Here is a 16,397-nt window from a genome sequence, read left to right as displayed (position 1 = left end):
GCCCCATACGGCCTTGGCACACCTTGACGGCTCGCTTCGCATCGCGTTGGGGTGATTCCCGCCCTTCGTGCGGGAATCACGGCTACACCGAATCGATGCTCTGACTCTCCTGCCGGTTTTCTCCCCTCTCCCACACTTGTGGGAGAGCAACCGTGTCAAGCGGGCAGTTTGTTTTCCCACGGCTGACCGGTCTTCGCCATGGTATTGAGGACCGTCAGCAGCTTGCGCATGCAGGCAGTCACGGCGAGCTTGAATGGCTTGCCGGTAAGACTCAGGCGTTCATAGAAACTACGGATGGCAGGGTTATGACGAATCGCTGTTACCGTCGCCATGTACAGCACATTGCGCACCTCGGCTCGACCGCCGCGGATGTAGCGTTGTCCCCGGCGCTTGCCGCTGTCGTCGTTAAACGGCGCCACGCCGACCAGCGCTGCAATCTGCTGGCGGTTGAGCTTACCCAACTCGGGCAGTCGCCCCAGCAGGGTGAACACGCTGACTTTGCCAATGCCCGGCACACTGCTAGGCAATTCCACTTTGTGCTTCCATACGTCGCTGGTGCGCAGCTTGTGGGTCATATCGATATCGAGCGACTTGATGCGGGTGTCCAACCATTCGATATGCTCTTTCAGACTCTTGATGGCAAGCGGCGGCGCAGTGGCGACTCGAGCCTTCTCTTGAGCCCGCATGACCACCAGCTGGCTGCGCCGGTCCAACAGGTCAGCAAATTCGCGCTGCGCCTCGTCGGGCAGCGGACGCACTGGCGGCCGGATCTGCTGGGCAAAACGCGCCAGCACGCGCGCGTCGAGCCGGTCGGTCTTGGCCAGAATCCCGCAAGCTTTGGCGAAGTCGCGCACCTGCTTGGGGTTGACAACCGCGACCGGCAATCCGGCACCGGCCAGCGCGATACTGACGCTGGTTTCATAACCGCCTGTCGCCTCGAGCACGATGCGCTCGATTTGACCTTCGTCGTTATGCTCGGCCAGGTAGGCCAGCAGCGAAGCGATACCCGCTTCGTCATTGGTGAACTGCAAGCTCGCGCTGTCAGGCAAAGAGTCCAGATCCAGCGTGTTCTTGCTAACGTCGATTCCTACAACCTTGATATCCATTTGGCTTATCCCATCCTTGTGACCATTCGGCGTGCTGCCATCCAACCGTTCGGGCTTAGGCTAAACGCTATCAAAAAATGGAAGCCTCGATCCTCGCTCTCCCTCGAACTTGGGCTTTCGCCCAGGGCATGGGGCCATCGATCTGAGGCTTCCAGGACATATTTTCCGACATACAAGGGGCGGGGGAGAGGGCGGGTGCTCGCAAGAGCGAGAGATCTCACATTGACCGTGCCTCAATCCCCTTCTCCGGACGTCAGCACGCGCTGGCTCTTGCGTTCGGCTTGCGCGCTGCGCGCGTGCTCACGTGCTTCGCGCCGTGCCTGCCGCCGTTCCTTGCGCTTCATATGCCAATAGTGCGCGCGATCCAGGTAGAGATACACCACGGGCGTAGTAAACAGCGTCAGCGCTTGCGACAGCACCAGTCCCCCCACCATCGCAAAGCCCAGTGGCCGCCGCAGCTCCGAGCCGGCGCCATGCCCGAGCATCAACGGCAGTCCGGACAACAGCGCGCACATGGTGGTCATCATGATCGGCCTGAAGCGCAGCAGGCACGCCTGGTAGATGGCTTCCTCCGGTTTCATGCCGTGGTCGCGCTCGGCGGTGAGCGCGAAGTCGACCATCATGATGCCGTTCTTCTTGACGATGCCGATCAGCAGGATGATGCCGATCAGCGCGATCACGCTGAGGTCATAGCCACCGGCCAGCAGGATCAGCAACGCGCCCACGCCGGCGGAGGGCAGGGTGGAGAGGATGGTGAGCGGATGGATATAGCTTTCGTAGAGCAGCCCCAGCACGATATACACGGCGACCAGCGCGGCGGCGATCAGGTAAGGCTGCGAGGCAAGCGAGGCGCCAAAAGCCTGTGCCGTGCCCTGGAACGAGCCGGAGAGTGTCTGCGGGCGGCCCATGCCGGACAGCGTGCTGTTGATGGCCTTGACGGCATCGCCCAGCGCCACGCCCTTGGCCAGGTTGAATGAGATCGTGACGGCGGGGAACTGCCCCTGGTGGCTGATCGACAGGTAGGCGGTGCTGTCGGTGTCGATCTTGACGAACGTGGACAGCGGCACTTGCTCGCCGGTCAGCGGCGAGGTCACGTACAGCTTGCTGAACAAGCGCGGATCGTCCTGCAGCGCGGGCGTGGCTTCCAGGATCACGTGGTAGCTGTTGATCTGGGTGAAGTACTGCGCGACCTGGCGCTGCCCGATCGCGTCGTAGAGCGTGGAGTCGATCAGCGCGGGCGTGATGCCAAAGCTCGAGGCGCGCGCGCGGTCGATGGTCAGGCGCGCTGCTGCCGCGGCGTTCTGCTGGTCGGACGCCACGTCGGCGAGCTGGGGCAGGGCGCGCAGGCGCTCCAGGATGCGCGGCGCCCACTGGTTGAGCTCGTCCAGGTTGGAGTCCATCAGCGTGTACTGGTATTGCGTGCGCGACAGCCGCCCGCCCACGTTGATGTCCTGCCCGGCCTGCAGGAACAGGTTGGCGCCCTGCACCTGCGCCAGCTTGGGCCGCAGCCGGGCGATCACTTCGTCGGCACTGACGGTGCGGCCCTGGTCCTTGGGTTTCAGGCTGATGAAGAAGTTGCCTGTGTTGAGCGTATTCTGCCCGCCGGTCATGCCAACCGCGGCGACATCGGGGTCGGCGCGCACGATATCCGCGAGCTGCACCATGCGCGCGTTCATCGACTTGAACGACGCGTCCTGCGCGGACTCCGCGATGCCGAACATGAAGCCGGTGTCCTGCTGCGGGAAGAAGCCCTTGGGTATGTAGATGAACAACGCCACCGTGGTGGCGACCGTGGCGATAAACACGCACAGGGTGAAGAACTGGTGGCGCATCACCACGTCCAGCCAGCGCCTGTAGCCCGACAGCATGGCATCGAAGCCATGCTCGAACCACCGGTAGATGCGGCCGTGATGATGGCCGCGCGGCGGGGTCAGGTAGCGCGAACACAGCATCGGCGTGAGCGTCAGCGAGACCAGCACCGATACGACGATGGTGAGCGTCACGGTCACGGCGAACTCGCGGAACAGCCGCCCCACGATGCCGCCCATCAGCAGCAGCGGGATGAACACCGCCACCAGCGAGACCGAGATCGACACGATGGTGAAGCTGATTTCGGCGGCGCCCTTGAGCGCGGCTTCCATGGGCTCCATGCCGTCTTCCACGTGGCGGTAGATGTTCTCCAGCATCACGATGGCATCGTCCACCACGAACCCCACCGCAATGGTGAGCGCCATCAGCGACAGGTTGTCGCGGCTGTAGCCCAGCAGGTACATGCCGCCGGCGGTGCCCATCAGCGCCAGCGGCACGGTCACACTGGGAATCACCGTGGCGGCCACGTTGCGCAGGAACACGAAGATGATCATCACCACCAGCGCGATGGTGAGCACCAGCGTGAACTCCACATCGGCCACCGAGGCGCGGATGGTCTGGGTGCGGTCGGCCAGCGTGTTGACGTTGACGGTGGGCGGGATCGCGGCCTGCAGGCGCGGCAGCGCGGCGCGGATGCGGTCCACGGTCTCGATCACGTTGGCGCCCGGCTGCTTGGTGATGGCCAGGATGATGGCGCGCCCGTTGTGGAAGGTGTTGTCCGCCGGCGCGGCGGCGCCGGCAAAGCCCCAGCCCGCCAGCTTGGCGTTCTCGGGCCCGTCCACCGCCACGCCGACATCGCGCACGCGCACCGGCGCGCCGCTGCGGTAGGCCAGCACCATGTCGTTCCACGCCGCCGCCTTGGTGACCTGGTCGTTGGTGTAGACGTTGAAGGCCTTGGTGGCGCCATCGGTGCTGCCGGTGGGCTGGTTGACCGTGGTGGCGGCAATCACGCCGCGCAGGTCTTCCAGGCTCATGCCCATGGCCGAGAGCTTCTGCGGATCCACCTGGATGCGTACCGACGGCTTTTGCTGGCCGCCGATGTTGACCAGCCCGACGCCGGAGATCTGCGAGATCTGCTGCGCCAGCACATTGTCGGCGAAGTCGTTGACCTCGGTCAGCGGCAGTGTGTCGGACTGCACCGCCAGCACCAGGATCGGCGAGTCGGCCGGGTTGATCTTGCGGAAGGTGGGGGGCGTGGGCAGGTTGCTGGGCAACTGACCGCTGGCGGCATTGACGGCGGCCTGCACGTCCACGGCGGCGGCATCGATGCTGCGGTTGAGGTCGAACTGCAGCGTGATCTGGGCGTTGCCCTGCGCGCTGGTCGACGTCATCTGCGTGAGCCCGGCGATCAGCGAGAACTGCCGCTCCAGCGGCTGCGCCACGTTCGACGCCATGGTCTCCGGGCTGGCGCCGGGCAAGTTCGCCGACACCTGGATGGTGGGGAAATCCACCTGCGGCAGCGGCGCGATAGGCAGCAGCGGCCACGCGGCGACGCCGACCAGCAGCACGGCCAGCGCCAGCAGCGAGGTGCCGATCGGGCGCTTGATGAAGGTCGCGGAAATGCTCATGGCCGTGCGTTCCCGGCGCGGTTTGCCGGGGCACCGGCGGCCGGCGCTGAGGCGGGCGCTGCGCCGGCATCCGCGATGGTGGTGGCCGCGGTCGTCTCGTTCACGCGGGTGCCGGGCTTGAGCTTGTATTGCCCGTCCACCACGACCCGCTCGTCGACCGCCAGCCCCTTGGCCACGACGGCCTTGGCGTCCTGGGTCTCCGCCACCTCGATCGCGCGGGATGCAACCGTATGGTCTGCCTGCACCACATAGACATAGGTGCCGGTCTGGCCGCGTTGCACGGCGGCGGCCGGGATGGTCAGCGCCTGGTCGCGCTCTCCTAGCACCAGCCGCGCATTGACGTACTGGCCGGGCCACAGCGTGTGCGAGGGATTGGGGAAGCGCCCTTTCAGCTGGATGGTGCCGGAGGTGGTGTCGATGGTGTTGTTGAGCAGGATCAGCTTGCCTTGTCCGAGCAACTGGCCGCTGGCGCGCTCGCTGGCCTCCACCGCGAGCGGTGTGCCGCTGGCCTGCATGGCGCGGTTGATGCGCTGGAATTCGCCATCGGGCAGCGTGAATACCACGTCGATCGGGTCGATCTGGCGGATCACCACCAGGCCGTTGGCGTCGGCCGCGTGGACGATATTGCCCGGGTCGACCAGGCGCGCACCAACGCGCCCGGATAGCGGCGCGGTGATGGTGGTGTAGTCGAGCTGCACGCGGGCGACGTTGACCAGCGCTTCGTCGGTCTTCACCGCGGCGGCCAGCTGCGCCACCAGCGCGCGCTGGGTATCCAGCGTCTGCTGCGTGGTGGCGTTTTCCTTGATGAGGCCCTCGTAGCGCTGCAGGTCGAGGCGCGCATTGGCTAGCTGCGCCTCGTCACGCGACCTCTGCGCCATGGCTTGCTGCAGCTGCGCCTGGAACGTGCGCGGGTCGATCTGCGCCAGCAACTGCCCGGCCTTGACGTCCTCGCCCTCGACAAAGCCGACGCGGTCGAGCTGGCCGTCCACGCGCGGCTTGACCGTCACCGTGGCCATCGCCTGCACGGTGCCGACGCCCGCCACGCCAATCGGCACGTTCTCGCGCTTGACCTGTGCGCTGGTCACGGTTACCGCCGGCACTGGCGGCGCTGCCCCGCGTGGCGCCGCCATGCGCTTGAGCGGGCCGGCGGCGAACCACGCCACGGCTGCCAGCATGAGCACGGCCAGGCCGATCAGGACGGGGTTGCGGCGGGAGAACTGGGTCGCCATGGATTGCCTTGGAAGTGGTCTGCCGATGTGGGTCGGGGGATCAGGGGATCAAGAGATCAGGGTTGCGCCAGCGCATCGCTTTGCCAGCCGCCGCCGATCGCCTTGACCAGCGCCACGCTGGCTGCAAGCTCACGGCCACGCAACTGGATTGCGGTCCGTTCGTTAGACAAGGAAAGGGCCTGTGCCGTTACCACCGAGAGGTAGGACGCCGTGCCAGCGCGGTATTGCGCCAGGCTCACGCGCTCCGCCACGCGGGCAGCATCCACCGCATGGTCCTGCACCACCACCTCCTGGTCGAGCACGCGCAGTGCCGAGAGGTTGTCTTCCACCTCCTGCATGCCGCTGAGCACGGTTTGCCGGTACGCCGCCACCGCCCCGTCGTAGGCCGCCGCCGCCTGGTCGTTTTGCGCGTTGCGCCGCCCGCCGTCAAAGATGGTGCCGGCCAGCGCCGCGCCCAGCGACCACACCCGGCCGGGCGGCCCGAACCAGTTGGCCAGGCTGCCGCTGCTGGCGCCGCCCACTGCGGAGAGCACCAGCGACGGGAAGTACGCAGAGCGCGCCACGCCGATATTGGCATTGGCCGCCGCCATGCGGCGCTCGGCCGCCGAGATGTCTGGGCGGCGCTCCAGCAGCGCCGAAGGCAGCCCCGGCGGCACCGCCAGCGGGCGCATCGAAAACGCCTCTGGCGCCAGCGTGAACTCGGCTGGGGCGCGCCCCAGCAGCACAGCGATCGCATGCTCAAGCTGGTTGCGCTGCACGTCGAGGTCGATCGCCTGCGCTTGCGCCGCGTTCAGCGTGACCTGCGCCAGCGCCACGTCGCCCGCGGTGGCCACCCCCGCGCGGAACTGGCTCTGGGTCAGCTTGAGGGAGTCCTCGTAGGCGGCCAGCGTGCGCGCATAGAGCGTCTTGAGCACATCGGTGACGCGCAACTGGATATAGTCCTGCACCAGCTCGCCCTGGATCGTCAGGCGCGCGGCGGCGAGGTCGGCGGCGCTGGCCTGCGCGTTGTCGCGGGCCGCTTCGATGCTGCGCCGCACCTTGCCCCACAGGTCGATTTCCCAGCTGGCATCGAGGTTGGCCGAATGCGTGTTGGACACCGTCTGGATGCCCAGCGTGTTGGTGCGCGCGCGCCCCACGCCCACGCCCGCACCGAGCGTGGGATACAGGCTGGCCCGCGCCGCCTGCGCCAGCGCGCGGGATTGCCGGTACTGGGCCTCGGCCTGGCGCAGGCTCTGGTTGGCTGCGTTGGCTTGCCCGACCAACTCATTCAGGCGGGCATCGCCGAAGCCCGCCCACCACGCCTGTGTCAGGTCCACCGGACGGGGCTCGGCAACCTTCCATTGGTGATCGTCCGGCACGGCTTCGCGATACGCGGCGGGGGTCTCGACCGGGGGGCGCCGATAGTCCGGCCCGACCGCGCAGCCGCCCACCCAGGCAGACGCCAGGGCGATGCAGAGCAGGCGCGGCGAGAGCAAACGCGCGGCGCTCATGAAGGCGAGAAGCAAGCGATATTCATGACGGGCTTTCGTGAGGCGATGCCGTTGTTTGTCGTTTCCTGCTCGGGCTGGCGGATTGGTTTCCGCGCGCACGCACGCCGCCTGCGCGGCGTCGCGCAGGCGGGTCTTATGGCAAGCATAGTGCGGCGCGGGAATGTGTGAAACGCGCTGCGCATTACTGAATATTTCACTCGCGTACGCCGATGTGCCGGGCTGCGCCACGGCTTGCGCCGCCAAGTGAAGCGCGAAATACACCCACGGATGCGGCACGCGGCGGGCGCGCGTGCCTGTTACGGGATCTTGCAGTGGGTGGATGCCGGGTGGACGCCGGCTGGTGCAGCGCGGCAAAAGGCGATCCGGCACCAGCGCCGCGCAGGACGCCCCGGCGCCGCGCGAGCGGCCACGGGCGGGCCGCCGCAGCCTGTTGTAATCTTGTGTAATTGTGCGCCAGCGAGCCCCCGCGGGTTGCATTTGCTGCGCCTGCCGCGTAGAAAGTAGGTGTCAGGCGGTCGCGGCGGAAGGGCTGCGGCAATCCACACGGCCGGCCGACGCATATAACTACATGACATCTGGACGACGAGCGGGAAGGCGTGGCCATGGAGACCGATCAAGAAAGCACACTGACGTACGCGCTGCTGACAGTGCCAGCGCGTGCCGCCATCTGCCGCGCGCTGCTGGAGGCGGGCGAAGCTGGCATGCCGGCGTTCGAGCTGGCCGGCGTCGCCGGGCTGAGCCTGCCGCGCGCCAGCCACCATTTCAATGAACTGATGCAGGCCGATGTGCTGGGCCTGGTCGTGCGCGACCGGCAGGTGATCTATGTGCTCAAGGCCCGCCGCGCGGTGAGCCTGGCGCTGGAGTATCTCGACAGCAGCGGGTTGTAGCAGGCCCGCGGCCGGCATGGCTGCAGCCCGGGGCTGTTAAACTGCGCGCCTGCGCGCCAAGGGCCTCCCGTTGTCCAGGTGGCCCTTTTTGTCTTGATTCTTGACGTTTCCCCAGCACGAAATCTCCCGCCCATGTCAGCACTGGAACGCTTGTTTGTTGCCCTGGAAGAGCACGGCTGGGCCGTGTCCGACGACCTCGTCGACACCACGCTGGCGGCGCGGCTGCATGCCGAGAGCCGCGCGGCGTGGGAGGCCGGCCTGTTCCATCCGGCCCGCATCGGGCGGGGCGAAGCCACCGCGCGCGACGCGGGCATTCGCGGCGATTCGATCCTGTGGCTCGACGACGCGCCCGCCGGCGCGGGCAGGGCGGATTTCCAGGCCTGGGCTGCGGGTTTGCGCGAGGCCTTGAACGAGCGCTACTTCCTGGGCTTGAAGCGCGAGGAATTTCACTTCTCGCACTATCCGGTCGGCACCGCCTACAAGAAGCACGTGGACCAGCATCGCGCGACCCTGCATCGCAAGATCTCGCTGGTGCTCTACCTCAATCCTGAATGGAGCGAGCGCGATGGCGGCGAACTCGCGCTCTACGGGCAGGACGACGGCGCCACCGAGTTGCACCGCGTGCTGCCACAGCGCGCGCGGCTGGTCGTGTTTCGCAGCGACCTGGTCCCGCATGAAGTATTGCCTTGCCACAAGACGCGCTGGGCACTTACCGGCTGGTTCCGTACCGATCACGCCTGAACCGCCTGAATCACCTGAGCGGCATCAGCAGCGTAACCAGCAACCCGGGGCAAAGGCATGAACACACGACCGCAGCCGCACGAAGATGACACCGCCGCCGGACACTTTTCGGCCGAGCTCGAAGCACTGCTCCGCTCGCATGCCATGCGACGGCAACTGGTCAAGGGCGAGGTGCTGTTTACCTACGGCTCCAACCCGGACGCGCTCTTCTGCGTCGAGCGGGGCGCCATCAAGGTCAGCAGCACGGCGCAGAACGGGCGCGAGGCCGTGGTCAGCCTGCTGGAGCCCGGGCAGTGGTTCGGGGAGGTCTCGCTCTTCATCGATGCGCACCGCGTGTACGACACGCGCGCTGCGGAGGCTAGCGAGTTGTTGGTGATTCCCGCCGCCACCTTCCATACGCTCATTGCGCGCGAGCCGCGTTGGCTGATGGAGTTCACGCAACTGATCTGCCGGCGCTACCGCAGCGCACTGGAGTGGATTGACGAGGTGATCCTGATGCCGTTTCCGGTACGGCTGGCGCGGCGCCTGCTTGCCGTCGAGCATGCGCACGCGCTGTCCACCCTCGGCACGCCGGGCGTGCGGACATCCGGCGCCCCCGCCGCGCTCAGGCTCTCCCAGGAAGACCTGGGCCATATGCTTGGCGTGTCCCGCCAGAGCGTCAACCGGCAGCTCAAGGACTGGGAGAAGCAGGGCGTGCTGCGCCTGGAATACGGACGCCTGACGTTATCCGACAAGGCGGCGCTGCAGGCCATCGCCAGCGAGTCCGCGCCGGGCACGTAGCTTGGGCGGTTGCGCTTCGTCGCAAGAATGAAATAACCGGCGGCTAAGATCGTGGCGGGGCCGGTGGATACTTTTCCCTTCGCGGGGATGGCAGGTTTTTTGACGAAATCCGTGTCTGCACGGCCCCGTCCCGATTGACGGCGATGGCTGTTGCCTCCCTTTCCTCCTTTCCTCCCCTCCGCGCCGCTTGYGAAAATAAACGATATATACTGTTTTGATACCACTGCGATCAAAACAGGAGGATGCATGGCAACGGTTTCGAATGGGCGCCCGCGTGCGCCCGCGCCCGCCGCGGCGCAGAAAATGGCAGCCACCGCAGTGAAGCGGCCGGTCAAGCGCGCCAGTAAGGCGGAGACGGCAGGCAAGGCTGCCAAGGTTGAAACGGGTACGTCCGTGGCTGCCGCACCGAAGGCCGCGAAAGCAGAGAAGGTTGAGAAGGTTGAGAAGGTTGAGAAGGTTGAGAAGACACAGAAGCCCGTCAAGGCCAAGGTCGTGCGCGACAGCTTCACCATGCCGGAGTGGGACTATGCCAAGCTGGCGGAGCTCAAGCGGCGCTGCCTGAACGGCGGCGCGCACGTGAAGAAGAGCGAGTTGCTGCGGGCTGGGCTCAAGATGCTGGAGTCGCTGCCGGAGCGGCAATTGCTGGCCGTCGTGGCCCAGGTCGAGACCGTCAAGACGGGCCGGCCCGCCAAGCGCAAGGCGCGCGACGCGGCTTCCGGGCAATGAAGTCGCGGCGCGCATTGCGTGGCACCTGGATGTATTCCGTCCAGGTGCGCGTCGTATCTTGCGGGTTTCATGAATAGTTGATGACAGCCTCAACCATCTGCCGATTCGGTCGTTAAGATGGGCAGGGCTTACCAATCCTGAAGCCGGACCGGCTGGGCGCTGCCTTGCCGGTCCTTCGCTTTTCAGAGCCTTCACCGTTTCTTGCCGGCGCCATCGTCATCCGCAGAATGAGTCTCTTCAGGCCGTCTTTCTGGTGCCCGTTTTCCGTGTTCGCCGTCGTCACGGTGCCGCTGGCCGAGTCACCGCGGGAGCGGCCTCCGGGCGATGTGTCGGCACAAGCCGGATCGAACCCGGACGCGCGGCGAGACCTCCTCACGGCGCCCACGCTCCCTGCCCGCTAGCCTGGCAGCAGCGCTCCTGCCGTGGCATCGTTTCGTTGCGGCGCAAGGCGACGCATCGCTCTCTATATATCTGGAAAGGGGTCACAAAGCGCCTATAATTATGGTGCATTGCACCAATTCGCCCGCTGCCATCCGACTGTACAAGATGGAACCATGCTCCCTATCAACCTGAGGTAAATCCATGTTGCCGTGTGAGCGATGCAAGCGCCAGGCCGGCAGGCCAGGACACCTGCCGCCGCACGAGGACCTCGAGGCCGCGCGCGCCGATGCGCAGGCCCAGGACGGCGCCGCCTATGCCTACCGCTGCCGCCGGTGCGGCTACGCGCTGGTGCTGCGCAGTCCCAGCCGGGAGGTGCCTGACTACTGGGCCCTGGAAGGCCGGGCGCCCTCCACCTGAAGCTGACGGGATGCCGGCCCGAGCCCGGCGTGCCCGCCATTGTTCCCGCCACGCCGCCGTGCTCGCCCACGCGGAGCGTATCGAGGCAGAGGCGATGGCTTTCGAGCGTCAGCTGTCCGGCCAGGCACAGGAGCTGGACGGCATGCTGCGGATCTCGTCGTCCGACTGGTTTGGCGTGCATATGCTGACCCCGGTGATCGCGGACTTTATCCGCGCCCATCCGCGCGTCGCGGTGGAACTGGTCACCGATGCGCGCTTGCTCAGCCTGGCACGGCGCGAGGCGGACCTGGTCTTTCGCATCCGCGCCTTCGACGAGGCCGATATCGTGCAGCGCAAGCTGATGCACATGGACTACGCGCTTTACTCGGCGCCCGGCGTGGCACCGCCGTGCGCGGGCGATGGCGAGGGGCATGCCCTGCTGACGCTGGATGCGGGCTTCGCGGGCCTGCCCGACATGGCCTGGATGCGCAAGCAACTGCCGAACGCCCGGGTAGCATTCGGCAGCAACAGCCGCGAGGCGCAGGCCAAGCTGTGCGCGGCTGGCGCGGGGCTGGCTGTCCTGCCCTGCGCGCTGGCCGAGCGCATCGGCGGCCTGCAGGCCATCGAATTGGGCGAGGCGCCGCCGGGGCGCGACGTCTGGGTGGGCTATCACCGCGACCTGCGCCGCCTGGGGCGGCTGCGCGCCTTCCTGGATGCGACCATCGAGCGCCTGGGCAATAGCGCAGGCGCTTAGTCCCCGGCAATCTCCACCACCAGCTTGCCCTTGGCCGTGCCGGTCTCGATGGCGCGATGCGCATCGATGGCGCTGTCGAGCGTGAAGTGCCGCGCATCGAGCCGCACGGAAAGCTTGCCCGCATCGGCCAGCCGCGCCGCTTCGCGCAGGATCTCGCCGTGGTGCGCGCGGCCCTTGCCGGTGAGCATCGGCATCAGCGTGAACACGCCTGAATACGTGGCCGCGCGAAACGACAGCGGCGCCAGCGCGTGCGTGCCCCAGCCCAGGCAGCTCACCACATGACCGCCAAAGGTGCGCGCCGCCAGAAAAGAATTGTCCAGCACCGCGCCGCCCACGGTGTCGTAGACCACGTCGAAGCCCTCGCCCGCGGTGTATTGCTCGACATACTGCGCGACTGATGTCGCGGCGTGGTCGATCGCGGTGGCGCCATAGCCCTCGATGATCGCCTTCTGCGCGGCCGAGCCCGTGGCGTAGACCTGCGCCCCGAGCGCGCGGGCGATCTGCACCGCGATATGCCCCACGCCGCCGGCGCCGCCATGCACCAGCACCTTCTGGCCGGGCTGCACACGAGCCCGGTCGACCAGGCCTTCCCACGCGGTGATGAACACCAGCGGCAATGCGGCGGCTTCGCGCATCGACAGCGCGGCGGGCTTGCGCGCGAGCAGGTCGGCATCGGCCGCCGCGTACTGCGCGAGCGAGCCTTGCAGGCCGCCCACGCCACCGGTCATGCCATAGACCTTGTCGCCGGGCGCGAAAGCCGTCACGCCCGCGCCCACGGCTTCGGCCACGCCGGCCAGGTCCAGGCCCAGCACGGCGGGCAAGGGCTGGCGGGCGTGCTCCGCCTGGCCGGCGCGGATCTTGGCGTCGAGCGGATTGACGCCGCTGGCCAGGATGCGCACCAGCACCTGGCCGGGGCCGGCCACTGGCTTGGGAAGCTGGACCGCCGTGAACGGCGCGCCGGCGGATTCGACGATGAGGGCCTGCATGGTGGGGTGGGACATGATGCGCTCCGGATAGGTTGGCGATGAACCAGCGATGGGTTTGAGCCGGGTTGGTGTGACCATTCTTGGCCAGGCCGGCGCGCTCGTAAATCAACGCTTCTGTACTCTTGCCATGCAGTTTTGAATGGGGCGGCTTCTTGTCACGTCGTGTCACGTCGTGTCACGTCGCCGTGGAGGTGGGTGACGTTGAGTATCGCGCAGCGGGCGAAAGTGCCGCAGGCAACACCACGGGTGGCATGCGATGATCCCGCCCGGAAACATTGGGCTGGTGATCCATGGGTAACTTTTATTTCGGCGAAATCCGTCCGGATTCCATCAGGACGCGAATAAAGATTTCGCCGCGCGGCCAGGCTCCATAACGATTTTCACAATTCCAGGGTAAACACGTATCAAGTCGTTGACTTGAAAACGCTACCCCCCGTCCCTATAATTAGCACTCGTTGGGCATGAGTGCTAACAGACCTCTCCCGACGTACTAATTCTGCTGGCCGTCAGTGCTGGCGGTCATTTTTTGTGAACCAAAAATCACTTTTTGTACCAAGGAGTCCGTATGAATCTGCGTCCTTTGCACGACCGCGTGATCGTGAAGCGTCTGGACAATGAAACCAAGACCGCTTCCGGCATCGTGATTCCCGACAACGCTGCCGAAAAGCCTGATCAAGGTGAAGTGCTCGCCGTGGGCCCCGGCAAGAAGGACGACAAGGGCGCTTCGATCGTCCTCGACGTCAAGGTGGGTGACCGCGTGCTGTTCGGCAAGTATGCCGGCCAGGCCGTGAAGGTGGATGGCCAGGAACTGCTGGTCATGCGCGAAGAAGACATCATGGCTGTGGTGAACAAGTAATCCACGCACCCCATTCGTACAGATTTAGGAGATTCAGAACATGGCAGCTAAAGACGTAGTATTCGGCGACGCCGCCCGTGCCAAGATGGTCGAAGGCGTGAACATTCTCGCCAACGCAGTCAAGGTTACCCTGGGCCCGAAGGGTCGTAACGTGGTGCTGGAGCGCAGCTTCGGCGGCCCGACCGTGACCAAGGACGGCGTGTCCGTGGCCAAGGAAATCGAGCTGAAGGACAAGCTGCAGAACATGGGCGCGCAAATGGTCAAGGAAGTGGCTTCCAAGACCAGCGACAACGCCGGTGACGGTACCACCACCGCAACCGTGCTGGCCCAGTCGATCGTGCGCGAAGGCATGAAGTACGTTGCCGCCGGCATGAACCCGATGGACCTGAAGCGCGGCATCGACAAGGCTGTGGTGAACGCGGTTGAAGAGCTGAAGAAGCTGACCAAGACCACCACCACCAGCAAGGAAATCGCGCAAGTTGGCTCGATCTCCGCCAACAGCGACGAAGTGATCGGCAAGCTGATCGCTGAAGCGATGGACAAGGTCGGCAAGGAAGGCGTGATCACCGTGGAAGACGGCAAGTCGCTGGCCGACGAGCTGGAAGTCGTGGAAGGCATGCAGTTCGACCGCGGCTACCTGTCGCCGTACTTCATCAACAACCCGGAAAAGCAAGTTGTCGCCCTCGACAACCCGTTCGTCCTGCTGTTCGACAAGAAGATCTCGAACATCCGTGACCTGCTGCCGGTGCTGGAACAAGTGGCAAAGTCGGGCCGCCCGCTGCTGATCATCGCTGAAGACGTCGAAGGCGAAGCCCTGGCGACCCTGGTGGTGAACAACATCCGTGGCATCCTGAAGACCGCCGCTGTCAAGGCTCCGGGCTTCGGYGACCGCCGCAAGGCCATGCTGGAAGACATCGCCATCCTGACCGGCGGTGCAGTGATCGCTGAAGAAATCGGCCTGACGCTGGAAAAGGCAACCCTGCAAGAACTGGGTCAAGCCAAGCGCATCGAAATCGGCAAGGAAAACACCATCATCATCGACGGCGCCGGCGACGCAGGCTCGATCGAAGCACGCGTGAAGCAAATCCGTGCCCAGATCGAAGAAGCGACCTCGGACTACGACCGTGAAAAGCTGCAAGAACGCGTGGCCAAGCTGGCCGGCGGCGTTGCAGTGATCAAGGTAGGAGCCGCCACCGAAGTCGAAATGAAGGAAAAGAAGGCACGCGTGGAAGATGCACTGCACGCAACCCGTGCAGCCGTGGAAGAAGGCATTGTCCCCGGCGGCGGCGTGGCCCTGCTGCGCGCTCGCGCTGCCATCGCTAACCTGACCGGCGACAACGCTGACCAGAACGCTGGCATCAAGATCGTGCTGCGCGCCATGGAAGAGCCGCTGCGCCAGATCGTGCTGAACGCTGGCGAAGAAGCTTCGGTCGTCGTGGCCAAGGTCATCGAAGGCAAGGGCAACTACGGCTACAACGCCGCCACCGGCGAGTACGGTGACCTGGTGGAAATGGGCGTGCTGGACCCGACCAAGGTGACCCGCACCGCGCTGCAGAACGCTGCTTCGGTCGCATCGCTGATGCTGACCACCGACTGCGCAGTTGCCGAAACGCCGAAGGATGAATCGGCTCCGGCAATGCCGGGCGGCATGGGCGGCATGGGCGGCATGGACGGCATGATGTAAATCTGCCGGCCAGCCAAACGGCAGCCTGCTGTACCCGCATCACCCGTAGTAGCAAAAACCCCCGCTGGCGCGAGCCGGCGGGGGTTTTTGTTTTTGGGGCGACAGTACCGGCCGAAGGCGCGCCGTCGCGGGAAAGGCTCAGAGCTCCACCGTGTAGCACCAGTCGAAGGCCGGGTTCTCCGGCTCACCGGTTTTGCGGCGGATATAGCCGCGCGGGTTGCACACCACGCGCGCATCTTCCAGGCGGTAATCGAAGCCGGTATGCGTATGGCCGTGCACCCACAGGTCGGCCTGCGCAACCAGGTCTGGCCTGCGCGAAATAAAGCCGGCGGAGACCAGGTCATGGGAGAAGCGCGGGTCGAGGCTGCCGAGATCCGGCGCATGGTGGGTTACCACCACCGTCTTGCCGGCAAAGGGCGCGGCGAGCTGCGCCGCCAGCCAGGCGCTGGCCGCTTCGTGCCGCGCCAGGGCGTCGGCGGTGGTGAAGCGGCGCCGCTGGCCGTCGCCATCCGCCACTTCGATCAGGCGGTGGTCCACCATCACGCCAGCGCAGGCCAGCATCGACTCATCGCGCCGGCCAGCGCCAAACAGCGCGTAGTCGGTCCACCAGGTGGTGCCGATCACGCGCACCGGCTCGCCTGCCAGGTTGTCGAAACAAGCCACCGCGTCATTGAGCACGCGCACATGCGGCGCCGCCCCCGCGGCCTGCGCCATCTCCGCGTCCACTTGCTCGAAGGCGCTCTCGTAGTACTCGTGATTGCCGGGCACATAGACCACCGGCCCCGAAAAGGTGCGCGCGGCCCAGTCGACGCCGGCGCGGCCATTGGCGATATCGCCGGCCAGCACCACCAGGTCGGCGGGGCAGTCGGGCACCGCCGCTGGTGTGTCGTGTTCGAGGTGCAGATCGCTGAGGATGCGGATCTTCATAGGGTCTCCATGCGAAA

General features: G+C 65.9%; 14 protein-coding genes. 8 read left to right on the top strand and 6 right to left on the bottom strand.

Annotated features, from left to right (window positions below):
• Window positions 1-155: 155 nt before the first annotated feature.
• From AB4061_RS34195 to AB4061_RS34180, 4 genes are all read right to left on the bottom strand, one after another.
• Entirely contained in the window at window positions 156-1,106 is a 951-nt protein-coding gene (locus AB4061_RS34195; RefSeq protein ID WP_441640602.1) for an IS110 family transposase, read from the bottom strand.
• A 233-nt stretch (window positions 1,107-1,339) separates the two neighbouring features.
• On the bottom strand, window positions 1,340-4,543 hold the full coding sequence (locus tag AB4061_RS34190) for an efflux RND transporter permease subunit (RefSeq protein WP_441640601.1): 3,204 nt from the start codon (window positions 4,541-4,543) through the stop codon (window positions 1,340-1,342).
• Window positions 4,540-5,772: an efflux RND transporter periplasmic adaptor subunit gene (locus tag AB4061_RS34185; protein WP_441640600.1), complete on the bottom strand. Its 1,233-nt coding sequence runs from the start codon at window positions 5,770-5,772 to the stop codon at window positions 4,540-4,542. Before AB4061_RS34185 ends, AB4061_RS34190 begins: the two co-directional genes overlap by 4 nt.
• 56 nt (window positions 5,773-5,828) lie before the next feature.
• Window positions 5,829-7,262, bottom strand: a complete 1,434-nt coding sequence (locus AB4061_RS34180; protein WP_441640603.1) for an efflux transporter outer membrane subunit — start codon at window positions 7,260-7,262, stop codon at window positions 5,829-5,831.
• 602 nt (window positions 7,263-7,864) lie between these two features.
• On the opposite strand from AB4061_RS34180, the gene AB4061_RS34175 reads away from it, so the two are divergent.
• The 6 genes from AB4061_RS34175 to AB4061_RS34150 all read left to right on the top strand — a co-directional run bounded on the left by AB4061_RS34175 (window position 7,865) and on the right by AB4061_RS34150 (window position 11,927).
• A complete protein-coding gene (locus AB4061_RS34175; protein ID WP_441640599.1) occupies window positions 7,865-8,149 on the top strand; it encodes a helix-turn-helix domain-containing protein in 285 nt (94 codons plus the stop codon).
• A gap of 132 nt (window positions 8,150-8,281) precedes the next feature.
• Entirely contained in the window at window positions 8,282-8,890 is a 609-nt protein-coding gene (locus tag AB4061_RS34170; protein WP_441640598.1) for a 2OG-Fe(II) oxygenase, read from the top strand.
• 57 nt (window positions 8,891-8,947) lie between these two features.
• Window positions 8,948-9,670, top strand: a complete 723-nt coding sequence (locus AB4061_RS34165) for a Crp/Fnr family transcriptional regulator (RefSeq protein ID WP_441640597.1) — start codon at window positions 8,948-8,950, stop codon at window positions 9,668-9,670.
• 303 nt (window positions 9,671-9,973) lie between these two features.
• Window positions 9,974-10,396 (top strand): hypothetical protein, encoded by a 423-nt coding sequence (locus AB4061_RS34160; protein WP_441640596.1) that lies wholly within the window; start codon window positions 9,974-9,976, stop codon window positions 10,394-10,396.
• Between the two features lie 582 nt (window positions 10,397-10,978).
• Window positions 10,979-11,194, top strand: a complete 216-nt coding sequence (locus AB4061_RS34155) for a hypothetical protein (RefSeq protein WP_441640595.1) — start codon at window positions 10,979-10,981, stop codon at window positions 11,192-11,194.
• Between the two features lie 10 nt (window positions 11,195-11,204).
• Window positions 11,205-11,927: a LysR family transcriptional regulator gene (locus tag AB4061_RS34150; protein ID WP_441640594.1), complete on the top strand. Its 723-nt coding sequence runs from the start codon at window positions 11,205-11,207 to the stop codon at window positions 11,925-11,927.
• Here AB4061_RS34150 and AB4061_RS34145 read toward each other — a convergent pair.
• Window positions 11,924-12,928 carry a zinc-dependent alcohol dehydrogenase family protein gene (locus tag AB4061_RS34145; RefSeq protein WP_441640593.1) on the bottom strand — a complete coding sequence of 335 codons (1,005 nt, stop codon included), beginning with the start codon at window positions 12,926-12,928 and terminating at the stop codon, window positions 11,924-11,926. The genes AB4061_RS34150 and AB4061_RS34145 overlap by 4 nt on opposite strands.
• Window positions 12,929-13,478: 550 nt before the next feature.
• Here AB4061_RS34145 and groES point away from each other — a divergent pair.
• Both groES and groL read left to right on the top strand, forming a co-directional pair.
• Window positions 13,479-13,769, top strand: coding sequence for a co-chaperone GroES (gene groES, locus AB4061_RS34140; protein ID WP_006160236.1), 291 nt, complete (start codon window positions 13,479-13,481; stop codon window positions 13,767-13,769).
• A gap of 40 nt (window positions 13,770-13,809) precedes the next feature.
• The gene (groL, locus tag AB4061_RS34135; RefSeq protein WP_441640592.1) at window positions 13,810-15,453 is read left to right on the top strand and encodes a chaperonin GroEL; all 1,644 of its coding nucleotides are present in this window, start codon (window positions 13,810-13,812) and stop codon (window positions 15,451-15,453) included.
• A gap of 138 nt (window positions 15,454-15,591) precedes the next feature.
• On the opposite strand, the gene AB4061_RS34130 is transcribed toward groL, so the two are convergent.
• Entirely contained in the window at window positions 15,592-16,380 is a 789-nt protein-coding gene (locus AB4061_RS34130) for a metallophosphoesterase (protein WP_441640591.1), read from the bottom strand.
• Window positions 16,381-16,397 lie beyond the last annotated feature (17 nt).

This window comes from Cupriavidus sp. YAF13 (assembly GCF_052113425.1).
GTDB lineage: Bacteria > Pseudomonadota > Gammaproteobacteria > Burkholderiales > Burkholderiaceae > Cupriavidus.
This window is presented reverse-complemented; position numbering and strand designations above follow the sequence as displayed.